We start from the raw sequence: 17,578 nt of genomic DNA, 5'->3' as shown, positions 1-17,578 counted from the left end.
GCTGGATCAGTCTGCTGTTTTTTGGGCGTCTTCGATCTGTTCCTGTTCGGTCTGACGCGGGGCAGGCAGATTGAATTCGATCTGGGCGGATTTTTCCAGTTCGCGGGTTCGGCCATCAATCCGTGATTTGATTTCAGTCATAAAGGTTTTGCGGTCCAGCCCCGGCTTGACGGGTTCGAGATATTCCAGTGTGACCTCGCCACCATATTTCATGAATTTGTGACGGCCCCAGAACATGCCGGAATTCAGCGCAATCGGGATCATCGGCACATCGGGAAAGGCCCGGTACAGGGCATAAATCCCCGGATGATAAGGACGATCAGTGCCCGGTGGGGTGCGGGTGCCTTCGGGGAAGATCACAATTTGCGCACCACGTTTCAGCGCCTTGTCAACGCCGGTGATCATGCCTTTCAGGGCGGATGCACCGGCGGAACGGTCCACGGCGACCTGTCCGGAATATTTTAAAAACAGGCCAAACACCGGAATATTGATCAGTTCTTTTTTCAGAACATAGGCCGGGTCGCGCACCAGTGTATGAAAGGTCAGGGTTTCCCACGCCGATTGATGTTTTGACACCAGAATGCACGGTCCGTCGGGCAAATTCTGGCTACCAAGGATGCGCGGACGCATATTGACGGTGTTGCGCAATAAAAATTGAACCCAGTGGCACCAGAACCGTCCGGTCAACTGGCCGGTTTTGGGGCCAAAACATAATAATGGCCATAAAAACAGACATTCCAGCGTCGTGCCGCCAAAAAACAGGATATTGAAAATCAACGCCCGCAGAGAAGCCATTCCGGATTTCCTTCAAACACGCTTTTTCGTTGCGCCGGTTGTATCGCATCCCGGTTTTGTAACAGCAAAGTCATAAATGCAATATGGTTGTGATCGCGACCCTAACCTTGCGCCGGGTTCACAATCGCGGTGTGGCGGGTTGCGGATGATAATTTTTCGTTCGGGGGTTGGGCCGGTAATTGACGAAAAGGGTCCGTATCGCCGGGCATCCACAGCATGATTTCGTTGCGCAGGGCGGCAAACAGAAATTTGTTATATTCACTGGTGATCAGTGCGGCACTTCCGGGCCAGCGCCACCAATTGTCGATCATGACATGTTCCGGAAAAACCGGATGGGCCACCAGTTCGACATCGGGCATCACCGACCGGAATTCCAGCAAGGATCGCGGCATATGATAATTGGCCGTGACCACCCGCAAACTGCGATAACCCTCTTCATAGACCCACAAGGCGGTTTCGAGCGCATTGCCACGGGTGTTTTCGGCAACATGACCCAACACAACACAACAGGCGATCATATTGGGATCGGCCTTGCCGGCACTCAGCAATTCATTGACCTCGACCCCGCGATAGACGCCGGAAATAAACAGTTTTTTTGCCAGATGGCGTGATAGCAACCGGCGTCCTTCGCTTAACCGCTCGCTACCACCGGTCAGAACGATAATCGCGTCTGTTTGCTGATCGGGGTTCTCGACCACATCCGGGATTTTTCCGACATACCACATCAGGCCCGCCGCCCAGCCCAGCCCAAGCAGAATCAGTACCGCCAGCAAAAACCGGAAGCGGCGAAACCGGCGTCGGTTCTGTACGGAACGCGGCGGTCTTCTCATGAAGACATACTTTGGCGACGATGGTGGGCAGGCAACATGGGAAGACTCCCGGTCAGAGAAGGCAGGCCTCGGAACAAACGGGCATTGTTTTTTGTTTGCATGCCCTTATAGCCTTATAACATGCGTCGAAGGACCTTCAAGACCGTTCGGCTTGCCGTTATACGGGCGACCAGTGCCACTAATACCGGGACAATCATAATCAGCAGGGCGAACCACGGGCTGTAAATACTGCCGGGAATGTCCCATCCGGCCCGAATCCCCAGATACCCGATCAACCCGGAAACCGGCAGGGCAATGCCCATCCCCAATATTCCGCCCCAGAATGCCATGCGCATGCTGTGCCGGGCGAATTGCCCGGCGATATAGGTATCCTGCGCCCCCATCAGATGCAGTAATTCAATGATATTGCGGTGGATCGAAAGCCCCGAGCGGGTGGCAAACACCACCGACAGAATGGTGGCCCCAAACAGCACGGCAATCAGGGTGATCAGGGCAAGTTCGACCGAAAAGGCGACATCGCTGATGCGTTCGATCCAGATGCGGTGATCATCAAGGATGGCCTCGGGCGCGGTTTCGGCCAGCAGGGTTTCCAACTGGTCAAAATTGAAACCGGTTGTCGGCGTGATTTCGATGATGCGCGGGATCGGCAATTCGCTGATGACTTCATTGGGACCCAGCCATGGTTCCAGCAAGGCCGCCATGGTTTCGGGGCTGAGTTCCTCGACCCGGGAAATCCCCGGTGCATCGGCCAGGACATCCAGAATCTCATCGACCCGGACGCGCAATTCATGATCGCGATCCTCGGGCGACAAATCGGCAGAGGCATTGGGCGGGATTTGCACCGTCAGGCTGCCTTCAATCTGCCCGGACCAGCGCCCGACAGCATCTTGCAATACCGTCAATCCGACCAGCGCAAAGGTCAGCAGCGCAACCATAAGGGCCACAATCGCAGGCAGAAAGCGGCTTGAAGAATCGCTGTCCAGCGGCAAATGGGACTGGCGGGGACGAAAGGCCATAATGCTGTTTTTTCCTGCGATCAGGCGCTGTTGGTATTGGTGACATCAATAACCGTGCCGCCCTCAAGAAGCCATTGTATATGGCCGAAACGGCGAACCAGTTGGCGGTTATGGGTGGCGATCAGGACCGTCGTGCCCAGTTTGTTCAATTCTTCAAACAGGTATAGCAGGCGCATGGCGATGCGGTCATCGACATTTCCGGTCGGTTCATCGGCCAGCAACAGGGCTGGTCGCCCGATGACCGCGCGGGCAATTGCCACACGTTGTTGCTGCCCGCCAGACAGACGCGACGGAATGGCGTTGATCTGATCGCCCAGCCCCACCCATTCCAGCAATTCGGTCACATTTTTGCGAATTTGCAAATCATCAACGCCAGCCACCCGCAACGGCAGGGCGACATTTTCAAAGGTGCTAAGATGGTTGATCAGGCGGAAATCCTGAAACACCACCCCGATCTTGCGGCGGATCGCCGGAAGATCTTCGCGTGGGACACGGATGTTATCGCGGCCAAAAATGCGAATTTCGCCGCGTGTCTGGCGCAAGGCCAGATATAACAGCTTCATCAATGTCGATTTTCCGGCACCCGATGCGCCGGTCATAAAATGAAAACCGCCGCGATGCAGCGTGAAATTAAGGTCACGCAAAATCTCCGGTCCGGTTTCATATCGGACCCCGACATCCCGGAAACTGACGACTTCTGTCAACTCTGCGCTCCTTGCGTCAGCCTGTCTGGCATTCATTATTTGTCCTTAACGGCACAGCTTCTGTTATCTCTGCTTAACAGTCTGTTAAATCGGCGCTATTTACATATAGTATAACAGATCACAAAACAGGGGAGATTGTGGCTCCCTTGCTTTATAACAAACCACGCCCGGGTTCACGCCCCTGACACCGACATGCCAGGCTTGCAATGATTATAACTTGCCCAGAATGTTCCAAGAAATACTCTGTGAAAACGGAGGCAATTGGTCCTAAAGGCCGGACTGTGCGCTGCAAAAACTGTGGCAATAGCTGGCATCAGGACCCGCCGGGAATCAAGGCGTCCTCGCCTGCATCGGATGAAAACCGCCTGCCGCCGCCCTTTGACCAGGACGGGGCGCTGGGCGCGGATTTCAACGCCGATCAGATGGGCGGCGGCTATGTCGATCCCGGTTTTGAAGGGGCTGACCGCATTCCCGACCCGCCGCCGATTCCGCAACAATTGATCCGCCCCAATGAACCGGCGGGCAAGTCGAAGAAAGGCCTGATTGGCTGGCTGGTGTTTTTGGTGCTGGTTGGCGGTGTCGGTGCGGGTGGTTATTTTGCCAAGGATATGGCGATCAATGCCTGGCCCCCGATTGCCAAACTGTATGACATGATCGGGCTGGATGTTCCCCATATTGGCGAAGGCCTTGATATCCGGGAATTGCCACCGACTCGTGAAGACGAAGATGGTGTTGATGTTCTGGTGGTACGGGCTGAAATCATCAATGTCAGCGATATTGAACGGGTATTGCCCTATTTGATGGTTGAATTGCTTGATCCGCTGGACCGGGTGGTTCAACGCAAAAAAGTGCCGCTGATTTATGGCGAGGAAGCGGCGGGCACCAGTGCCGAAATGCCGATGACCGATCAGATTTTGCCCGCAGGGGAAACCCTGACTGTGGAAACAAAAATCCGCAGGCCAAATCCGACGGCCACCCGGTTGCAGATTACCTTCCTTGATCCGCGTCAGGCGCTTGAACCCTGATTTTCGGGCCCTGATTTTTCGGGAATGGGGAAAAGACAATACAGGGCGGCATTGTCAAGTGACGGTGCCGCCCTGTCCGTTTCAGATTAGAACCGTTTTAACAGCCGGTCGATATAATCATGTTCGATTTGCGGCCGGTCCGGGTCGCCGGACCGGCGGCGCAATTCCTGCATGATGCGCCATGCCCGTTCCAGATCATCGGCTTCGGGGATTATTGTTTCCCCCGATCCGCCGACCGGACGCCCCAACGGGTCGCGTTGCCCGCCGGGCATCAGATCATCAAGCATCGGGGCCATCTGGCTGAGACCGTCCAGCGCACGGGCCAGTTCGTTCATGCCCTGTTGAAGGCTTTCCAGCGCCTGTTGCTGCTGTTGCAGGGCATCATGTTGCCGGTTACGGTCCAGCGCACTGGCGGCGTTTTCCATCGCCGTGATGGCGTCCCGCAAATTGCCGATATTGCCATATTGTTCAAATTGCGCGTCGTTGCCCAGAAGATCGGCTTCGTCGGCCAGTTGTTGCTGGGCGCGGGCGCGATCCTGGCCGTTGGGGGCCATTTGCGGGTTATTGGCCGAATTCATTAATTCCTGCTGGCGGCGGGACATATCGCGCAGATTGTCGATCATATCGCGCAGGGCCGATGTGATATCCCCCCCCTGTTGTCCGCCGGTTGTGATCCGCATGTTTTCGACCAGTTCCCGCAGCCTGTCGATCAGGGCGCGGGCCTGATCGCGGGCTCCGGCCCGCATCAGGGCATCAATCTGATCGACCACACGGGCCAGATCCTGTTGTTCGATGACGGTTTCCGGCCCGCTTGCCGGTTGTTGTTGCTGCCGGGCCGGGTCTTGTGCCAGAGCGGCAAGATATTCCTGCAAGGCTTTGCGATAATTTTCAATCAGATCGGATAATTGTGTTTCGGTAATATCGGGGTTCGACAGGGCGTCCAGCAGGCGTTCCTCGGCCTCGATCAGATTGCGTTCGGCGATGCCAAGGCTGCCGCGTTCAATTTCTTCGGCGATATGCCATAACAGTCCGGCGACCTGTTGATGCATTTCAAGATTGTCCGGATGGTTTGACAACCGGGATTCGGCCACGGATAACGCCAGAAAAACCCCGATATCGCCATTGAAGGCCTGAGGTGCATTCATCACCGGGATCAGGGCATTGCGCATTTCGCGTGATCTTTCGGGATGACGCAACAAAATCTGCCGGATGGTGATCAATTTGCGGGCCACCGGGTGGTTGAAATCGCGTTCGGGCAGCTGGATCGAAATGGCTTCGCTGCGGGCGATCTGACCGGCATTGTCACGGGCCACCAGTTCCAGCCGGACCGGCAACCCGGCCCAGGGATGCGATACCAGATCAAGGAAATGCGGGCCTTCCATTCTGGTGGGAATATCGCTGGCATTCCGGGTCTGGCGCAGATCAACCACAATGTCCTCAATGCTGCCAAAGGCGCTGGTATCGCCATTTTCGGCCATCGGGCTTGCATGCAGTTCCAGTTGTGACAGGCCGTAATCATCCTGTGCGGTGAAATCCAGCCGGATATGGTCGCGCCGGGTGGTGCCGGGCGGCGCGGTAAAGGCCAATACCGGCGGTTTGTCGGCAATTATCCGGACATTCAGGGCAAGACGGTCGGTTCCCCAGACCGCAATGGTCCATGAACCATCCTGATCAAGGGGGGTATTGATGGCAAATGTATCGCGGCCGCTTTCGACAATCGGGCGAACACCATCCGGCGCGGTCAGGGTCGGTGTCCAGATGCTGCTGATATTCCCGGCCAGAACCGATCCGGCAGGTACGTCAAGGGATATGGGCGGGCTGCCTTCATCCGCCGGAAGGCTGCCATCATTGTTGCTTCCGGTTTGCGGGGTGTTGGTCATCTGGACAACACGCGGAACCTGTCCGGTGTAGGAGGGTGGCGTGATCCACAGACTGGCACTGAAATTTTGCATGCCAAGACGTTGTAACGGGGTGAAGGCCTTATAAAGCCGTTCCCCGATATGATCATGTCCGGCCATAATCCCGATAAACAGTAACAATACCGGGATCACTGTCAGGCCAAACCGGTCATGGCGGCTGATAAGCGGGCGGGGGCGCGGCAGGTGCAACCGGTCAAGGGTGGCGATATTCAGGCGCAATTGCCGCTGCCACAACCAGGATGTCAGGGCATCGTCATTTCCGGGGATGTCGTCGTCAAGGGATTGTAACGGGGTATGGTGCAGATGATTGTCCCGTTCGATCCGGGCGATAACATCCTGTCGGGTCGGGCGTTTGAAACCGCGCCACGGCAGGGTGACGGCGACCAGACCCGCCACGACAAAAACCGACAGGGCGACAATATGAGCGGAAGGCGGCAGCAGATCAAAAAAACCGGCAAGGGCAAGCCCGGCGACCATCGCGACAACCGCCAATCCGGGCACAAGCCGGGGCCATATGCGTTCCCATGTCATGATCTGACGGGCAAACTGCAATTGTCGGTCCAGCTTGGGATAGGGCGGTATGATCGTCATGAGTTTCAGTTTGGCCTGCCGTGGCCAATGGTCAAGTAAAGAACAGGCGAGGATGCATAAAAAAGGGGCTGCCTGCATGACAGGCAACCCCAAAACAGCCTCAAACGACCGTCAGGATCACTCCATCCAGTCCGGGATGCGATCCAGCGCGATCAATTCATCAATCGACTGGCGCGGGCGGATCACCGCAAACTGATCCTCGCGCACCAGAACCTCGGGTGCCAGTGCGCGGGTATTATAGGTGGACGACATCACCGCGCCATAGGCCCCGGCCGAACAGATCGCCACCAGATCACCCGGTTTGATCGCGTCGGGCAGGGGGCGGTCCTTGCCAAAGGTATCGCCGGTTTCGCAGACCGGGCCAACCACATCGACAAGGGCGATTTTGTCATCCTTGCCCGGTTGATCAACCGCGATGATTTCGTGATAGGCATTGTAAAGGGTCGGGCGGATCAAATCATTCATCGCGGCATCCAGAATGACAAACCGTTTGGCCTCGCCATCTTTGACATACATGACACGCGATACCAGAATGCCGGCATTGCCAACAATCAGGCGACCCGGTTCCAGTGTGATATGGCATCCCAGATGCCCGACCGTTTCGCGCACCATCTGGCCATAGGCATCGGGCAATGGCGGCGTTTCGCCCTGATAGGCAATGCCAAGCCCGCCGCCCAGATCCAGATTGCGGATATCGATGCCTTCGGCACGCAATTGTTCCACCAGCCCGGCAAGACGGGTAAAGGCCTCGCGGAAGGGGGACAGATCGGTCAGTTGCGATCCGATATGCATGGCAATGCCGGTAATTTCGATGCCATCCATTTTTGCGGCCTGACGATAGATTTCAATCGCCCGGGTCCAGTCGATGCCGAATTTGTTTTCGGCCTTGCCGGTCGCAATTTTTTCATGGGTTTTGGCATCGACATGCGGGTTGATCCGCAAGGCAATGCGCGCCTTTTTACCCATATCAAGGGCAACCCGGTTCAATTCTTCCAGTTCGGGCACGGATTCGACATTGATCTGCGCAATATCGGCCTCAAGCGCCTCGCGCATTTCGGCATCGGCCTTGCCCACGCCGGAAAAAATCAGTTTGGATGGCGGCACACCGGCACGCAGCGCCCGGCGCATCTCGCCGACCGATACCACATCCGCCCCGGCCCCCAGCCGCGCCAGTGTTTTGATCACGGCCTGATTGGAATTGGCCTTTAACGCATAACATACGGTGGCATCCAGCCCCGTAAAGGCATCGGCATAAACCCGGTAATGCCGTTCCAGCGTTGCGGTGGAATAGCAGAAAAACGGCGTGCCAACCTTGTCGGCCAGTTTGGGGATCGCAATTCCTTCGGCGTGCAGAACGCCGTCGATATAATCAAAATGGTTCATTTGTTTGGATACGTCCGTGGATAGGATTTGCCGTCTTCGCTGGGTGGTTCAAGCGGGCCTTTTTTGCCGCAGGCGGCAACACCAAGGCCCAGCATGATTGCCAGGGCGATAATGGGGAGGCGTTTTGACAATCGGGTCATTTCAAAAACCTTTTGCGTGCTTCTTTTACCGCTTCGGCGACCCGTTCGGGGGCGGTGCCGCCAAAACTTTTGCGGGCCGCAACCGATGCCTCGACCGTCAGAACCGCATAGACGGCATCGGTGATTTTCGGTTCAATCGCCTGCAAATCGGCAAGCGGAAGCTGATCAAGATCGCAGCCCTTGCTTTCGGCCAGTTTCACGGTGGCACCCACCACATGATGGGCATCGCGGAACGGCATGCCCAGTTCCGATACCAGCCAGTCGGCAAGATCGGTTGCGGTGGTGTATCCGGCCCCGGCAGCCGCACGCATGCGGTCGGTAAAGACCTTCATATCGGCGACCATGCCGGTCATGGCGGCAACGCACAGGCCCAGATGGTCATGGGCGGCAAAAACCGGTTCCTTGTCTTCCTGCATGTCCTTGGAATAGGCCAGCGGCAATCCCTTCATCGACAGCATCAGGCCGTTAAAACAGCCGACAATCCGGCCGATTTTCGACCGGATCAGTTCGGCGGCATCCGGGTTGCGTTTTTGCGGCATGATCGAACTGCCGGTGGAAAACTTGTCGGACATGCCGATGAATTTGAACTGGGCCGAACACCAGATCACCATTTCCTCGGCCAGTCGCGACAGATGCATGGCGGTGATCGATGCCGCCGACAGATATTCCAGCGCAAAGTCACGATCCGACACCGCATCGAGAGAATTGGCCGTCGGGCGGTCAAACCCCAATGCGCTTGCGGTCATATGACGGTCAATCGGATAAGGTGTTCCGGCAAGGGCGGCAGAACCCAGCGGGTTTTCATTGATCCGCACCCGGCAATCGGCAATGCGGCCCCGATCCCGGCCAAACATTTCGACATAGGCCAGCATATGGTGCCCGAACGTCACCGGCTGGGCAGCCTGAAGATGGGTAAAGCCCGGCATGATGGTGGCAACATGTTTTTCGGCCTGATCAATCAGGGCTTCCTGAAGGCCGCGCAGTCCGGCTTCCAGATCGGTCAGGGCAACATCGCGCACCCATAATTTGAAATCGGTCGCCACCTGATCATTGCGCGACCGTGCCGTATGCAGGCGACCCGCCGCCGGGCCGATCAGATCGCGCAGGCGGCTTTCGACATTCATGTGGATGTCTTCAAGGGCGGTCGAGAAGGTAAACTGGCCGCTCTCGATTTCTTGAAGAATCCGGTCTAGACCTTGGGCGATTTTATCGCCATCTTCTGCGGCGATGATGCCTTGCCGGACCAGCATGGCGCAATGGGCCCTGGATCCCTGGATATCCTGGGCATAAAGGCGTTTGTCAAAACCGATGGAAGCATTGATTTCTTCCATGATGGCAGAAGGTCCGGCGTCAAAGCGACCGCCCCACAGGGCGTTGGCATTTTTCGGATCGGCAGAATTTTGGTCGGTCATCGTGTTCCGCGTGGGTTTGGTTTGCAAAGGTGATGGATGTGACGGTTGTGTTGAATTTTCTGAAACTGGGCGTGATTGTCGTCATATCGGCCATTTATGCAAGCCCTGCCTTTGCCGATTTGCAATTGCCGTCCGAACTTTCCAGACTTGATACCCAAACCGACGGCGGAAAAATGCCGGAACCGGCCCTTTTTATCGAAACCGATGGCCGCGAACGCGACCTGCGTGACCTTGAAGGAACCGTGCTTCTGGTCAATCTGTGGGCGACATGGTGCGCGCCCTGTATCAAGGAAATGCCGGAACTGGACCGGTTGGCCGCCGCCCTTGACGGGCAGGATTTCCGGGTGCTGGCGCTGAGCCAGGATCGTGGTGGTGCGGATGTGGTGGCAAAATTTTATGCCGATAACGCGATTGAGAATCTTGATATCGTTCTGGACCCGCGCGGGGCAACGGCACGGGCCTTTGGCGCACGCGGTCTTCCGACCAGTTTTGTCATTGATGCCGATGGTCAGGTTGTCGGGCGGCTGGAAGGGATTGCCAAATGGGATGATCCCGATGTGATTGCCTGGTTGCGTGATCTGGCGACAGGACCATGAGGCTGATTTAAGCGTGGCTGTTGTTTAACAGGGTTTCGACCTGATGCAGATAGGGGGCGGAACTGGCCGCGCCAAATTCGGTGGTGGCCAATGCCCCGGCAGCACAGGCAAACCGGACGGCCTTGGCAAGGTCGTTGCCGTTTTTCAGGGCGACGGCCAGACCGGCATTGAAACAATCCCCGGCAGCGACCGTATCGACCGGTACGACCTGAAACGGCGCAATCTTGCCATTGCCATCGGGCGCACTGTACCAGGCCCCCAATGCCCCCATTTTGATGATAACAGTCGGGCACCCCATTTCATGCAGGATATCGGCAGCCTGTTGTGCGGTTGCGGCGTCTTTGGGGATGATGCCGGTCAGGGCGGCGCATTCGCTGCTGTTGGGGGTGATGATATCGGCCAGCGCGATCAAATCGCGCATCACCACTCGGTCAAGCACCGGTGAAGGATCAAGGATGGTGGCAATGCCTTCTTCACGGGCGTATTTGAGGGCGCTGGCAATCGCCACCACCGGGCATTCCAGTTGCACCAGCAAACAGGTGCACCCCGACAGGAAATCATAATGGTTGCGGATGTCTTGCCGGGTCAGGGTCATATTGGCCCCGCCTGCCACCGTGATCATGTTTTCGCCCTTGCGATCCACGGTGATCAGGGCGATGCCGGTCTGAATATCGGTGCCCTGAATGATATGATCGGTATCAAGGCCTTCATGTTGCAGGGCGGCCAGCAAATTTTTGCCCATCGTATCATCGCCAATTTTCGCGATCAGCCGGGTTTTGGCGCCCAGCCGGTGCACCGCAATCGCTTGATTGCACCCCTTGCCCCCCGGGCCGGTTTCACAGGAATCGGCCAGAATGGTCTGGCCGGGTACCGGCAGATCTGCGGCACGGGCCGCAATATCCATATTGGCGCTGCCGATGATTGCGATACTCATGAAATACCTGTCAAAGCTGTTTTATAGCTTCTTCTGATATTGGAATGGTTTCAGGGTTTTGAAGGGGGGTAGCGCACTTTTATCTGTGCGGTGTGACCGAATCCTGATTTTGGAATTCATCGCGCAAGGCCGTGTAAAGACGGCGGAATTTTTGCAAACGCGGCAGATAGGCCTCATGACGGTCAGGATCGGGGGTGACGATTTCCTCGATCTGCGGGGTGCGGCAGACATCCTCTATCGCTTCGCGGTCCACCGCCAGACGTGCCAGACGGGCGGCCCCAAAGGCCGGACCCTTGGTGGCCCCTTCATACCTTGCCAGGGGGGATCCCATGATATCAGCGATGATCTGAATCCAGTATCGGCTGCGGGCACCGCCGCCAATCACACCGGGCAAGGGGCAGATTGTATCGGCGGCTTTCAGACAGGCCTGCGCATCGGCAAGGGCAAAGCCGACCCCCTCCAGAACCGCCTGAATCATTGTTTCTGGCCGGGTATCGCCACCCATGCCAAAAAACACCCCGCGGGCATGGGGGTCGTTATGCGGGGTGCGTTCGCCGCTCAGATAAGGCAGGAAAATCACCTGTGACGGATGATGATGTTGGTGTTCGGTACGGCGCAAAATATCGCCAATGTCGGTTGCACCCATCATTTTTGCCGCCCATGCCAGACAACTGGCCCCATTCAGCAAGACCGCCATCTGAAACCAGCGCCCCGGCACGGCATGGGCGAAACTGTGCAGCAATTCCTTGGGTCGCGGGCGATAACGGTCGGTGGCGACAAAAAATTGCGACGACGTACCCAGCGAAATAAACCCGTCGCCATTGGTCACCGCCCCGACCCCGATGCCCCCGGTTGCCGCATCACCGCCGCCACCCGCGACAATGACAGACGCCCCCATGCCCCAACGGGTGGCCAGTTCCGGGCGCACAATGCCCGTGGCATCGCTGCCTTCGGCAAGGGCGGGCAATTGGCCGGGTTCAAGGCCGGTTGCGGCAATGGCGGCCAGATTCCAGCTTCGGCTGCGTTGATCGAGCCATAATGTCCCGGCGGCATCGGACATTTCGGTGATTTTTTCGCCGGTCAGGCACAGGCGAATATAATCCTTGGGCAACAGGACGGTGCGGATGGTGTTGAAAATGTCGGGTTCATGTTTGCGCAGCCACATGATTTTGGGCGCGGTCATGCCGGGCATGGCAACAACACCGGCCTGATCGGGCAGGCCGGGCAAAAGCGATTCGATGTCATCGCATTCGGCCGTGGCGCGCCCGTCATTCCATAATATTGCCGGGCGCAAAGGCCGGTCATCATCCCCCAGCAACACCGCCCCGTGCATCTGGCCTGACAGGCCGATCCCGCGTACCGCCGACAGGGCCGCCGGGTTGTGGTGGCGAAGCTGTTCCATTGCGGTTTGGGTGGCCGCCCACCAGTCGTCGGGGTTCTGTTCGCTCCAATACGGATGCGGATTGCTGAGTGTCAGCGGCACGTCGGCTTCGGCAATTGTGTGCGAGTCCGCATCAATCAAAAGGGCCTTGACGGCAGATGTGCCAATATCAATGCCAAGAAACATGGGGACGACCTCCGACGGTTCTGATTTCCGGTTGCAGGAATGCTAACAGGGCAAAACAAAACAGGCCACCGCAACAATGCGGTGGCCTGAAGAATGATCGATGCGGATGCAATCAGCGGGTCGGGACCGGCTCGTCACCGCTATAATCATAGAAACCGCGACCGGCCTTGCGGCCCAGCCATCCGGCTTCGACATATTTGACCAGAAGCGGGCAGGGACGATATTTGGTATCGGCCAGACCATCATGCAGTACATGCATGATCGCCAGACAGGTATCCAGACCGATAAAATCCGCCAGTTGCAGCGGCCCCATCGGGTGATTGGCCCCCAGACGCAAGGCGGTATCGATGGATTCGACATTACCCACACCCTCATACAGGGTATAGATCGCCTCGTTGATCATCGGCAACAGGATGCGATTGACGATAAAGGCCGGGAAATCTTCGGCGCTGGCCGTATCCTTGCCCATCTTTTTCGTCAATTCGTGGATGATGCGATAGGTGTCTTCGGCGGTGGCAATGCCCCGGATCAGCTCGACCAGCTTCATCAACGGCACCGGGTTCATGAAATGCATGCCCATGAACTTGTCCGGGCGGTCGGTATAGGACGCCAGACGGGTGACCGAAATCGAGGATGTATTGGTCGCAATAATCGCATCGGGACCCAGAACCGGGCACAAGGATTTGAAGATCTGTTTTTTGATCTCCTCATTCTCGGTCGCGGCCTCGATCACCAGATTGCATCCGGTCAGAAAGGCATATTCGACGCCGGTGGTAATCCGCGCCAGGGCGGCGGTCTTGTCGGCTTCGCTGATCAGGTCTTTTTTGACCTGACGGTCCAGATTCTTGTCGATCGCGCCCAGCGCTTTTTCAAGCGCTGCCTCGGATACGTCAAGAAGGCGAACATCATACCCGGCAAGGGCGGCAACATGGGCAATGCCATTGCCCATCTGACCGGCACCGATCACCCCGATGATTTTGATATCTTCCAGTGACGCCATTTTCTCCCCACTCGTCCTTTCAAAGGAACCGTATCAAGGACCTGTTATTTGTCCAGTTCGCTCGCCAGAGCGGGAAGGGCCTCGAACAGGTCTGCAACAAGTCCGTAATCGGCGACCGAAAAGATCGGCGCTTCTTCGTCCTTGTTGATCGCCACGATGACCTTGCTGTCCTTCATGCCGGCAAGATGCTGAATAGCACCTGAAATGCCTACAGCAATGTATAGCTGCGGTGCAACAACTTTGCCGGTCTGGCCAACCTGCCAGTCATTGGGAGCGTATCCGGCGTCCACGGCGGCGCGTGATGCACCAATGGCGGCCCCCAGTTTGTCGGCAATCGGTTCGATCAGGTGGAAATTCTCGCCCGATCCCATACCGCGCCCGCCGGAGATGACAATACTGGCCGCCGTCAGTTCCGGGCGTTCCGACTCGGTCAGTTCCGACCCGACAAAGCCCGATTTACCGGCATTGGCAACAATTGCCACATCTTCAACCGGTGCCGATCCGCCGTCGCCTGCCACCGGATCAAAGCCGGTGGTGCGCACCGTAATCAGTTTCAGGGCATCGGACGATTGCACCGTGGCCATCGCATTGCCCGCATAGATCGGGCGGACAAAAGTATCGGCACTGACGACATCGGTGATGTCGGAAATCTGTGCGACATCTTTCAGGGCGGCGACGCGCGGCATGAAATTTTTGCCGGTGGTCGATGCGGTGGCCAGAATATGGCTGTAATCCCCAGCCAGTTCCGATACCAGCCCGGCCAGGTTTTCGGCCAGAAAATGCCCATAGGCGGCATTGTCGGCGACAAGGACCCTGGCAACACCGGCGATTTTGGCGGCGGCATCGGCAATGGCGCGGCAATTTTCACCGGCCACCAGAACGGTAATATCGCCACCGATTTTTTTGGCGGCGGCAACCGTGTTCAAGGTTGCGCCCTTCAGTTCGGTGTTGTCGTGTTCGGCAATAACAAGAATGCTCATTGGATCGGCCCCCGCTTAAATGACTTTGGCTTCGTTGCGCAGCTTGTCGACAAGTTCTGCAACACTGCCGACTTTCACACCTGCCTGACGGGTGGCCGGTTCGGACACTTTCAGGGTTTTCAGGCGCGGCGCGGTATCGACACCCAGATCAGCCGGGCTGAGGGTATCAAGCGGCTTTTTCTTGGCCTTCATGATGTTGGGAAGCGACGCATAACGGGGTTCGTTCAGGCGCAAATCCGACGTCACAATCGCGGGCAAATCAATGCGGATGGTTTCAAGGCCACCATCAACCTCGCGGGTGACGTCCAGCTTGCCATCGGCGGCCACAATCTTGGAGGCAAAGGTGCCCTGCGGCCAGTCCAGAAGGGCGGCCAGCATCTGGCCGGTCTGATTGGCGTCGTCATCAATCGCCTGTTTGCCAAGGATCACCAGATCGGGGTTTTCCCTTGCCACGACTTCTTTCAGAAGTTTGGCAACGGCCAGCGGCTGCAATTCATCGTCGGTTTCAACCAGAATGCCGCGGTCAGCCCCCATCGCAAGGGCGGTGCGCAGGGTTTCCTGACACTGTTTGACACCCAGCGATACGGCGACCACTTCGGTCGCGGTTCCGGCTTCTTTAAGGCGCACGGCCTCTTCAACGGCGATTTCGTCAAACGGATTCATGGACATCTTGACGTTGTTCAGTTCAACGCCGGACTGGTCCTGTTTGACACGGATCTTGACGTTGTAGTCCACAACGCGCTTAACGGCGACAAGAACCTTCATGACAGACCTGTTTGTTATTGTGTCGAAGCAATGAATACAGCGCATATGCCAAGTCGGGCGCGGTTGTATCCGGTTTTATTGGTTTCCCCGCGTCGCACAATAAGGTGCTGTTACGGGGTTGTCAATTTACGTAAAGAGGTTGACGTTAACGATAACCTGATTCCCTGAAAACAGGGGAATTCAGGGGCAAAACTATAAATCTCGTGTCAGGCCCGGCTTCCACAAAACATCGGCCTTGCCGCCCTCATTGGCGTGGCGGGCCAGAACAAACATATGATCCGACAGACGGTTGATATAGCGGACACATTCCGGATTGATATCCTCGATCCCGGCCAGTTCGACAATAAGACGTTCGGCCCGGCGCGACACGGTGCGCACCATATGCAACTGTGCCGACAGGGGGCTTCCGCCCGGCAGGACAAAGGATGTCAGTGGGTCAAGCCCGGCATTGACCGCATCAATTTCGCGTTCCAGCCGTTCGACCTGATCGGCGGTAATGCGCAGCGCCGGGCGTTCCGGGTCGTCATCAACGCCATTGCCCGGCGTGCATAAATCAGCGCCCAGATCAAACAGGTCATTCTGGATGCGCGCCAGCATCGCATCGGTTTCGCCATTGGCATGCAGGCGGGCAACACCGATCACGGCATTGGTTTCATCCACCGTGCCATAGGCGGCAACGCGAATATTGTTTTTGGCAACCCGTGTGCCATTGCCAAGGGCGGTTTTGCCCTTGTCACCGGATTTGGTGTAAATGCGCGTCAGTTGAACCATCTATTTGCCCAATGCCATCAGCGACAGGATCACCAGCAACAACAAGGCAACGGCCTGTGCGACAATGCGCAATTGCATCAGTTTGTTGGATTTGCGGGCATCCTTGCCCCGCGCCATGGTGATGATGCCCATCACCAGAACAAGGCCAACGGCGGCCATGGCGATCAAAACGCCGATCTGCAAAAATGCAGCCATAAAACGGATGTCTCCCATTCTGTCCGGTCGGCCCGGACACCATGATATTTAATAACGATACGGCAAGGCGCAATACGGGGGCGTCATGCTGCGTCAATATGTCCGGCGGGGCAAGGGGGCAGGGCCAGATATTATGCTGTATGATGCTGTTTTTTGTCGATTGGGGCATTTTGTCATAAGGGTTGATCCGCCCGGCTGAAATCGCGATGGTGGTTTTTCAACTTTTGACTCATTTCAGGGCGAGGCTTTGATGGCTGATCTTTCCCCATTTGCAATTACCAAACGCTGGCCGGCACAGCATCCGGACCGGTTGCAGCTTTATTCAACCGCGACCCCGAACGGGGTCAAGGTGTCGATCATGCTGGAAGAAACCGGGCTGGCCTACGAGCCGCATTTCATTGATATCGGCAAGGATGAAACCTGGACCCCGGCATTTTTGTCGCTTAATCCCAATGGCAAAATTCCGGCGATTCTGGACCCGGATGGACCGGGCGGCACGCCGTTTGGCCTGTTTGAGTCGGGTGCGATTTTGCTGTATCTCGCCGAAAAAACCGGAAAATTCCTGCCGCTTGATCCTGTGCGGCGGATGGAAACGATCCAGTGGGTGTTTTTCCAGATGGCGGCTGTCGGGCCGATGTTCGGACAGCTTGGCTTTTTCCATAAATTTGCCGGGCGCGACTACGAAGACAAACGCCCGCGCGACCGCTATGTCAACGAGTCCAAACGCCTGTTGGGGGTGCTGGAAACGCGCCTTGCGGATCGGACATGGATGATGGGCGATGATTATACCATCGCCGATATCGCGCTTTTGGGCTGGGTCCGCAATCTGGTCGGGTTTTATGATGCCGGGGAATTGGTTGATTATGCCGCCTTGCGCCATGTTCCGGCATGGCTGGAACGGGCGCTGGCGCGTCCGGCGGTTCAGCGCGGGCTGGAAATTCCGGCGCGGCCATAG

General features: G+C 56.9%; 18 protein-coding genes. 3 read left to right on the top strand and 15 right to left on the bottom strand.

Going from position 1 to position 17,578, the window contains the following annotated elements; translation table 11 throughout:
- Nucleotides 1-6 precede the first annotated feature (6 nt).
- From Q8O73_RS11980 to ftsE, 4 genes are all read right to left on the bottom strand, one after another.
- Nucleotides 7-795, bottom strand: coding sequence for a 1-acyl-sn-glycerol-3-phosphate acyltransferase (locus tag Q8O73_RS11980; RefSeq protein WP_305558398.1), 789 nt, complete (start codon nucleotides 793-795; stop codon nucleotides 7-9).
- A gap of 101 nt (nucleotides 796-896) precedes the next feature.
- Nucleotides 897-1,625, bottom strand: a complete 729-nt coding sequence (locus Q8O73_RS11975; protein ID WP_305558397.1) for a YdcF family protein — start codon at nucleotides 1,623-1,625, stop codon at nucleotides 897-899.
- Between the two features lie 113 nt (nucleotides 1,626-1,738).
- Nucleotides 1,739-2,641 (bottom strand): ABC transporter permease, encoded by a 903-nt coding sequence (locus Q8O73_RS11970; protein ID WP_305558396.1) that lies wholly within the window; start codon nucleotides 2,639-2,641, stop codon nucleotides 1,739-1,741.
- Nucleotides 2,642-2,661: 20 nt separating this feature from the next.
- A complete protein-coding gene (gene ftsE / locus Q8O73_RS11965) occupies nucleotides 2,662-3,345 on the bottom strand; it encodes a cell division ATP-binding protein FtsE (protein WP_305558395.1) in 684 nt (227 codons plus the stop codon).
- Between the two features lie 206 nt (nucleotides 3,346-3,551).
- Here ftsE and Q8O73_RS11960 point away from each other — a divergent pair, with 206 nt between their 5' ends.
- The gene (locus Q8O73_RS11960) at nucleotides 3,552-4,370 is read left to right on the top strand and encodes a DUF3426 domain-containing protein (RefSeq protein WP_305558394.1); all 819 of its coding nucleotides are present in this window, start codon (nucleotides 3,552-3,554) and stop codon (nucleotides 4,368-4,370) included.
- 86 nt (nucleotides 4,371-4,456) lie between these two features.
- Here Q8O73_RS11960 and Q8O73_RS11955 read toward each other — a convergent pair whose 3' ends face one another.
- The 4 genes from Q8O73_RS11955 to argH form a co-directional block, all read right to left on the bottom strand.
- Complete coding sequence (locus tag Q8O73_RS11955; protein WP_305558393.1) at nucleotides 4,457-6,880, bottom strand: DUF4175 domain-containing protein; 2,424 nt, start codon at nucleotides 6,878-6,880, stop codon at nucleotides 4,457-4,459.
- 117 nt (nucleotides 6,881-6,997) lie between these two features.
- Nucleotides 6,998-8,263 carry a diaminopimelate decarboxylase gene (gene lysA / locus Q8O73_RS11950; protein ID WP_305558392.1) on the bottom strand — a complete coding sequence of 422 codons (1,266 nt, stop codon included), beginning with the start codon at nucleotides 8,261-8,263 and terminating at the stop codon, nucleotides 6,998-7,000.
- Nucleotides 8,260-8,403, bottom strand: coding sequence for a lipoprotein (locus Q8O73_RS11945; protein ID WP_305558391.1), 144 nt, complete (start codon nucleotides 8,401-8,403; stop codon nucleotides 8,260-8,262). Before Q8O73_RS11945 ends, lysA begins: the two co-directional genes overlap by 4 nt.
- Nucleotides 8,400-9,815 (bottom strand): argininosuccinate lyase, encoded by a 1,416-nt coding sequence (gene argH, locus Q8O73_RS11940; RefSeq protein ID WP_305558390.1) that lies wholly within the window; start codon nucleotides 9,813-9,815, stop codon nucleotides 8,400-8,402. The genes Q8O73_RS11945 and argH overlap by 4 nt, the downstream gene beginning before the upstream one ends.
- Nucleotides 9,816-9,853: 38 nt before the next feature.
- Here argH and Q8O73_RS11935 point away from each other — a divergent pair, with 38 nt between their 5' ends.
- The gene (locus tag Q8O73_RS11935; protein ID WP_305558389.1) at nucleotides 9,854-10,411 is read left to right on the top strand and encodes a TlpA disulfide reductase family protein; all 558 of its coding nucleotides are present in this window, start codon (nucleotides 9,854-9,856) and stop codon (nucleotides 10,409-10,411) included.
- Nucleotides 10,412-10,418: 7 nt separating this feature from the next.
- On the opposite strand, the gene rbsK is transcribed toward Q8O73_RS11935, so the two are convergent.
- The 7 genes from rbsK to Q8O73_RS11900 all read right to left on the bottom strand — a co-directional run bounded on the left by rbsK (nucleotide 10,419) and on the right by Q8O73_RS11900 (nucleotide 16,623).
- On the bottom strand, nucleotides 10,419-11,345 hold the full coding sequence (rbsK, locus tag Q8O73_RS11930; protein WP_305558388.1) for a ribokinase: 927 nt from the start codon (nucleotides 11,343-11,345) through the stop codon (nucleotides 10,419-10,421).
- 79 nt (nucleotides 11,346-11,424) lie between these two features.
- A complete protein-coding gene (gene xylB, locus Q8O73_RS11925; RefSeq protein WP_305558387.1) occupies nucleotides 11,425-12,912 on the bottom strand; it encodes a xylulokinase in 1,488 nt (495 codons plus the stop codon).
- A 112-nt stretch (nucleotides 12,913-13,024) separates the two neighbouring features.
- Nucleotides 13,025-13,912, bottom strand: coding sequence for a 3-hydroxybutyryl-CoA dehydrogenase (locus Q8O73_RS11920; RefSeq protein ID WP_305558386.1), 888 nt, complete (start codon nucleotides 13,910-13,912; stop codon nucleotides 13,025-13,027).
- 44 nt (nucleotides 13,913-13,956) lie between these two features.
- Nucleotides 13,957-14,892 (bottom strand): electron transfer flavoprotein subunit alpha/FixB family protein, encoded by a 936-nt coding sequence (locus Q8O73_RS11915; protein ID WP_305558385.1) that lies wholly within the window; start codon nucleotides 14,890-14,892, stop codon nucleotides 13,957-13,959.
- Nucleotides 14,893-14,907: 15 nt separating this feature from the next.
- Entirely contained in the window at nucleotides 14,908-15,657 is a 750-nt protein-coding gene (locus Q8O73_RS11910) for an electron transfer flavoprotein subunit beta/FixA family protein (RefSeq protein WP_305558384.1), read from the bottom strand.
- Between the two features lie 192 nt (nucleotides 15,658-15,849).
- Complete coding sequence (locus Q8O73_RS11905) at nucleotides 15,850-16,428, bottom strand: cob(I)yrinic acid a,c-diamide adenosyltransferase (protein ID WP_305558383.1); 579 nt, start codon at nucleotides 16,426-16,428, stop codon at nucleotides 15,850-15,852.
- Nucleotides 16,429-16,623, bottom strand: coding sequence for a twin transmembrane helix small protein (locus Q8O73_RS11900; RefSeq protein ID WP_305558382.1), 195 nt, complete (start codon nucleotides 16,621-16,623; stop codon nucleotides 16,429-16,431). It lies immediately after the preceding gene.
- A 250-nt stretch (nucleotides 16,624-16,873) separates the two neighbouring features.
- Here Q8O73_RS11900 and Q8O73_RS11895 point away from each other — a divergent pair, with 250 nt between their 5' ends.
- Nucleotides 16,874-17,578: a glutathione binding-like protein gene (locus tag Q8O73_RS11895; RefSeq protein WP_305558381.1), complete on the top strand. Its 705-nt coding sequence runs from the start codon at nucleotides 16,874-16,876 to the stop codon at nucleotides 17,576-17,578.

The sequence above is a fragment of the Thalassospira sp. genome (genome assembly GCF_030690045.1).
GTDB lineage: Bacteria > Pseudomonadota > Alphaproteobacteria > Rhodospirillales > Thalassospiraceae > Thalassospira.
The sequence above is the reverse complement of the archived record's forward strand: the minus strand, read 5'-3'. Positions and strand labels throughout refer to the sequence as shown.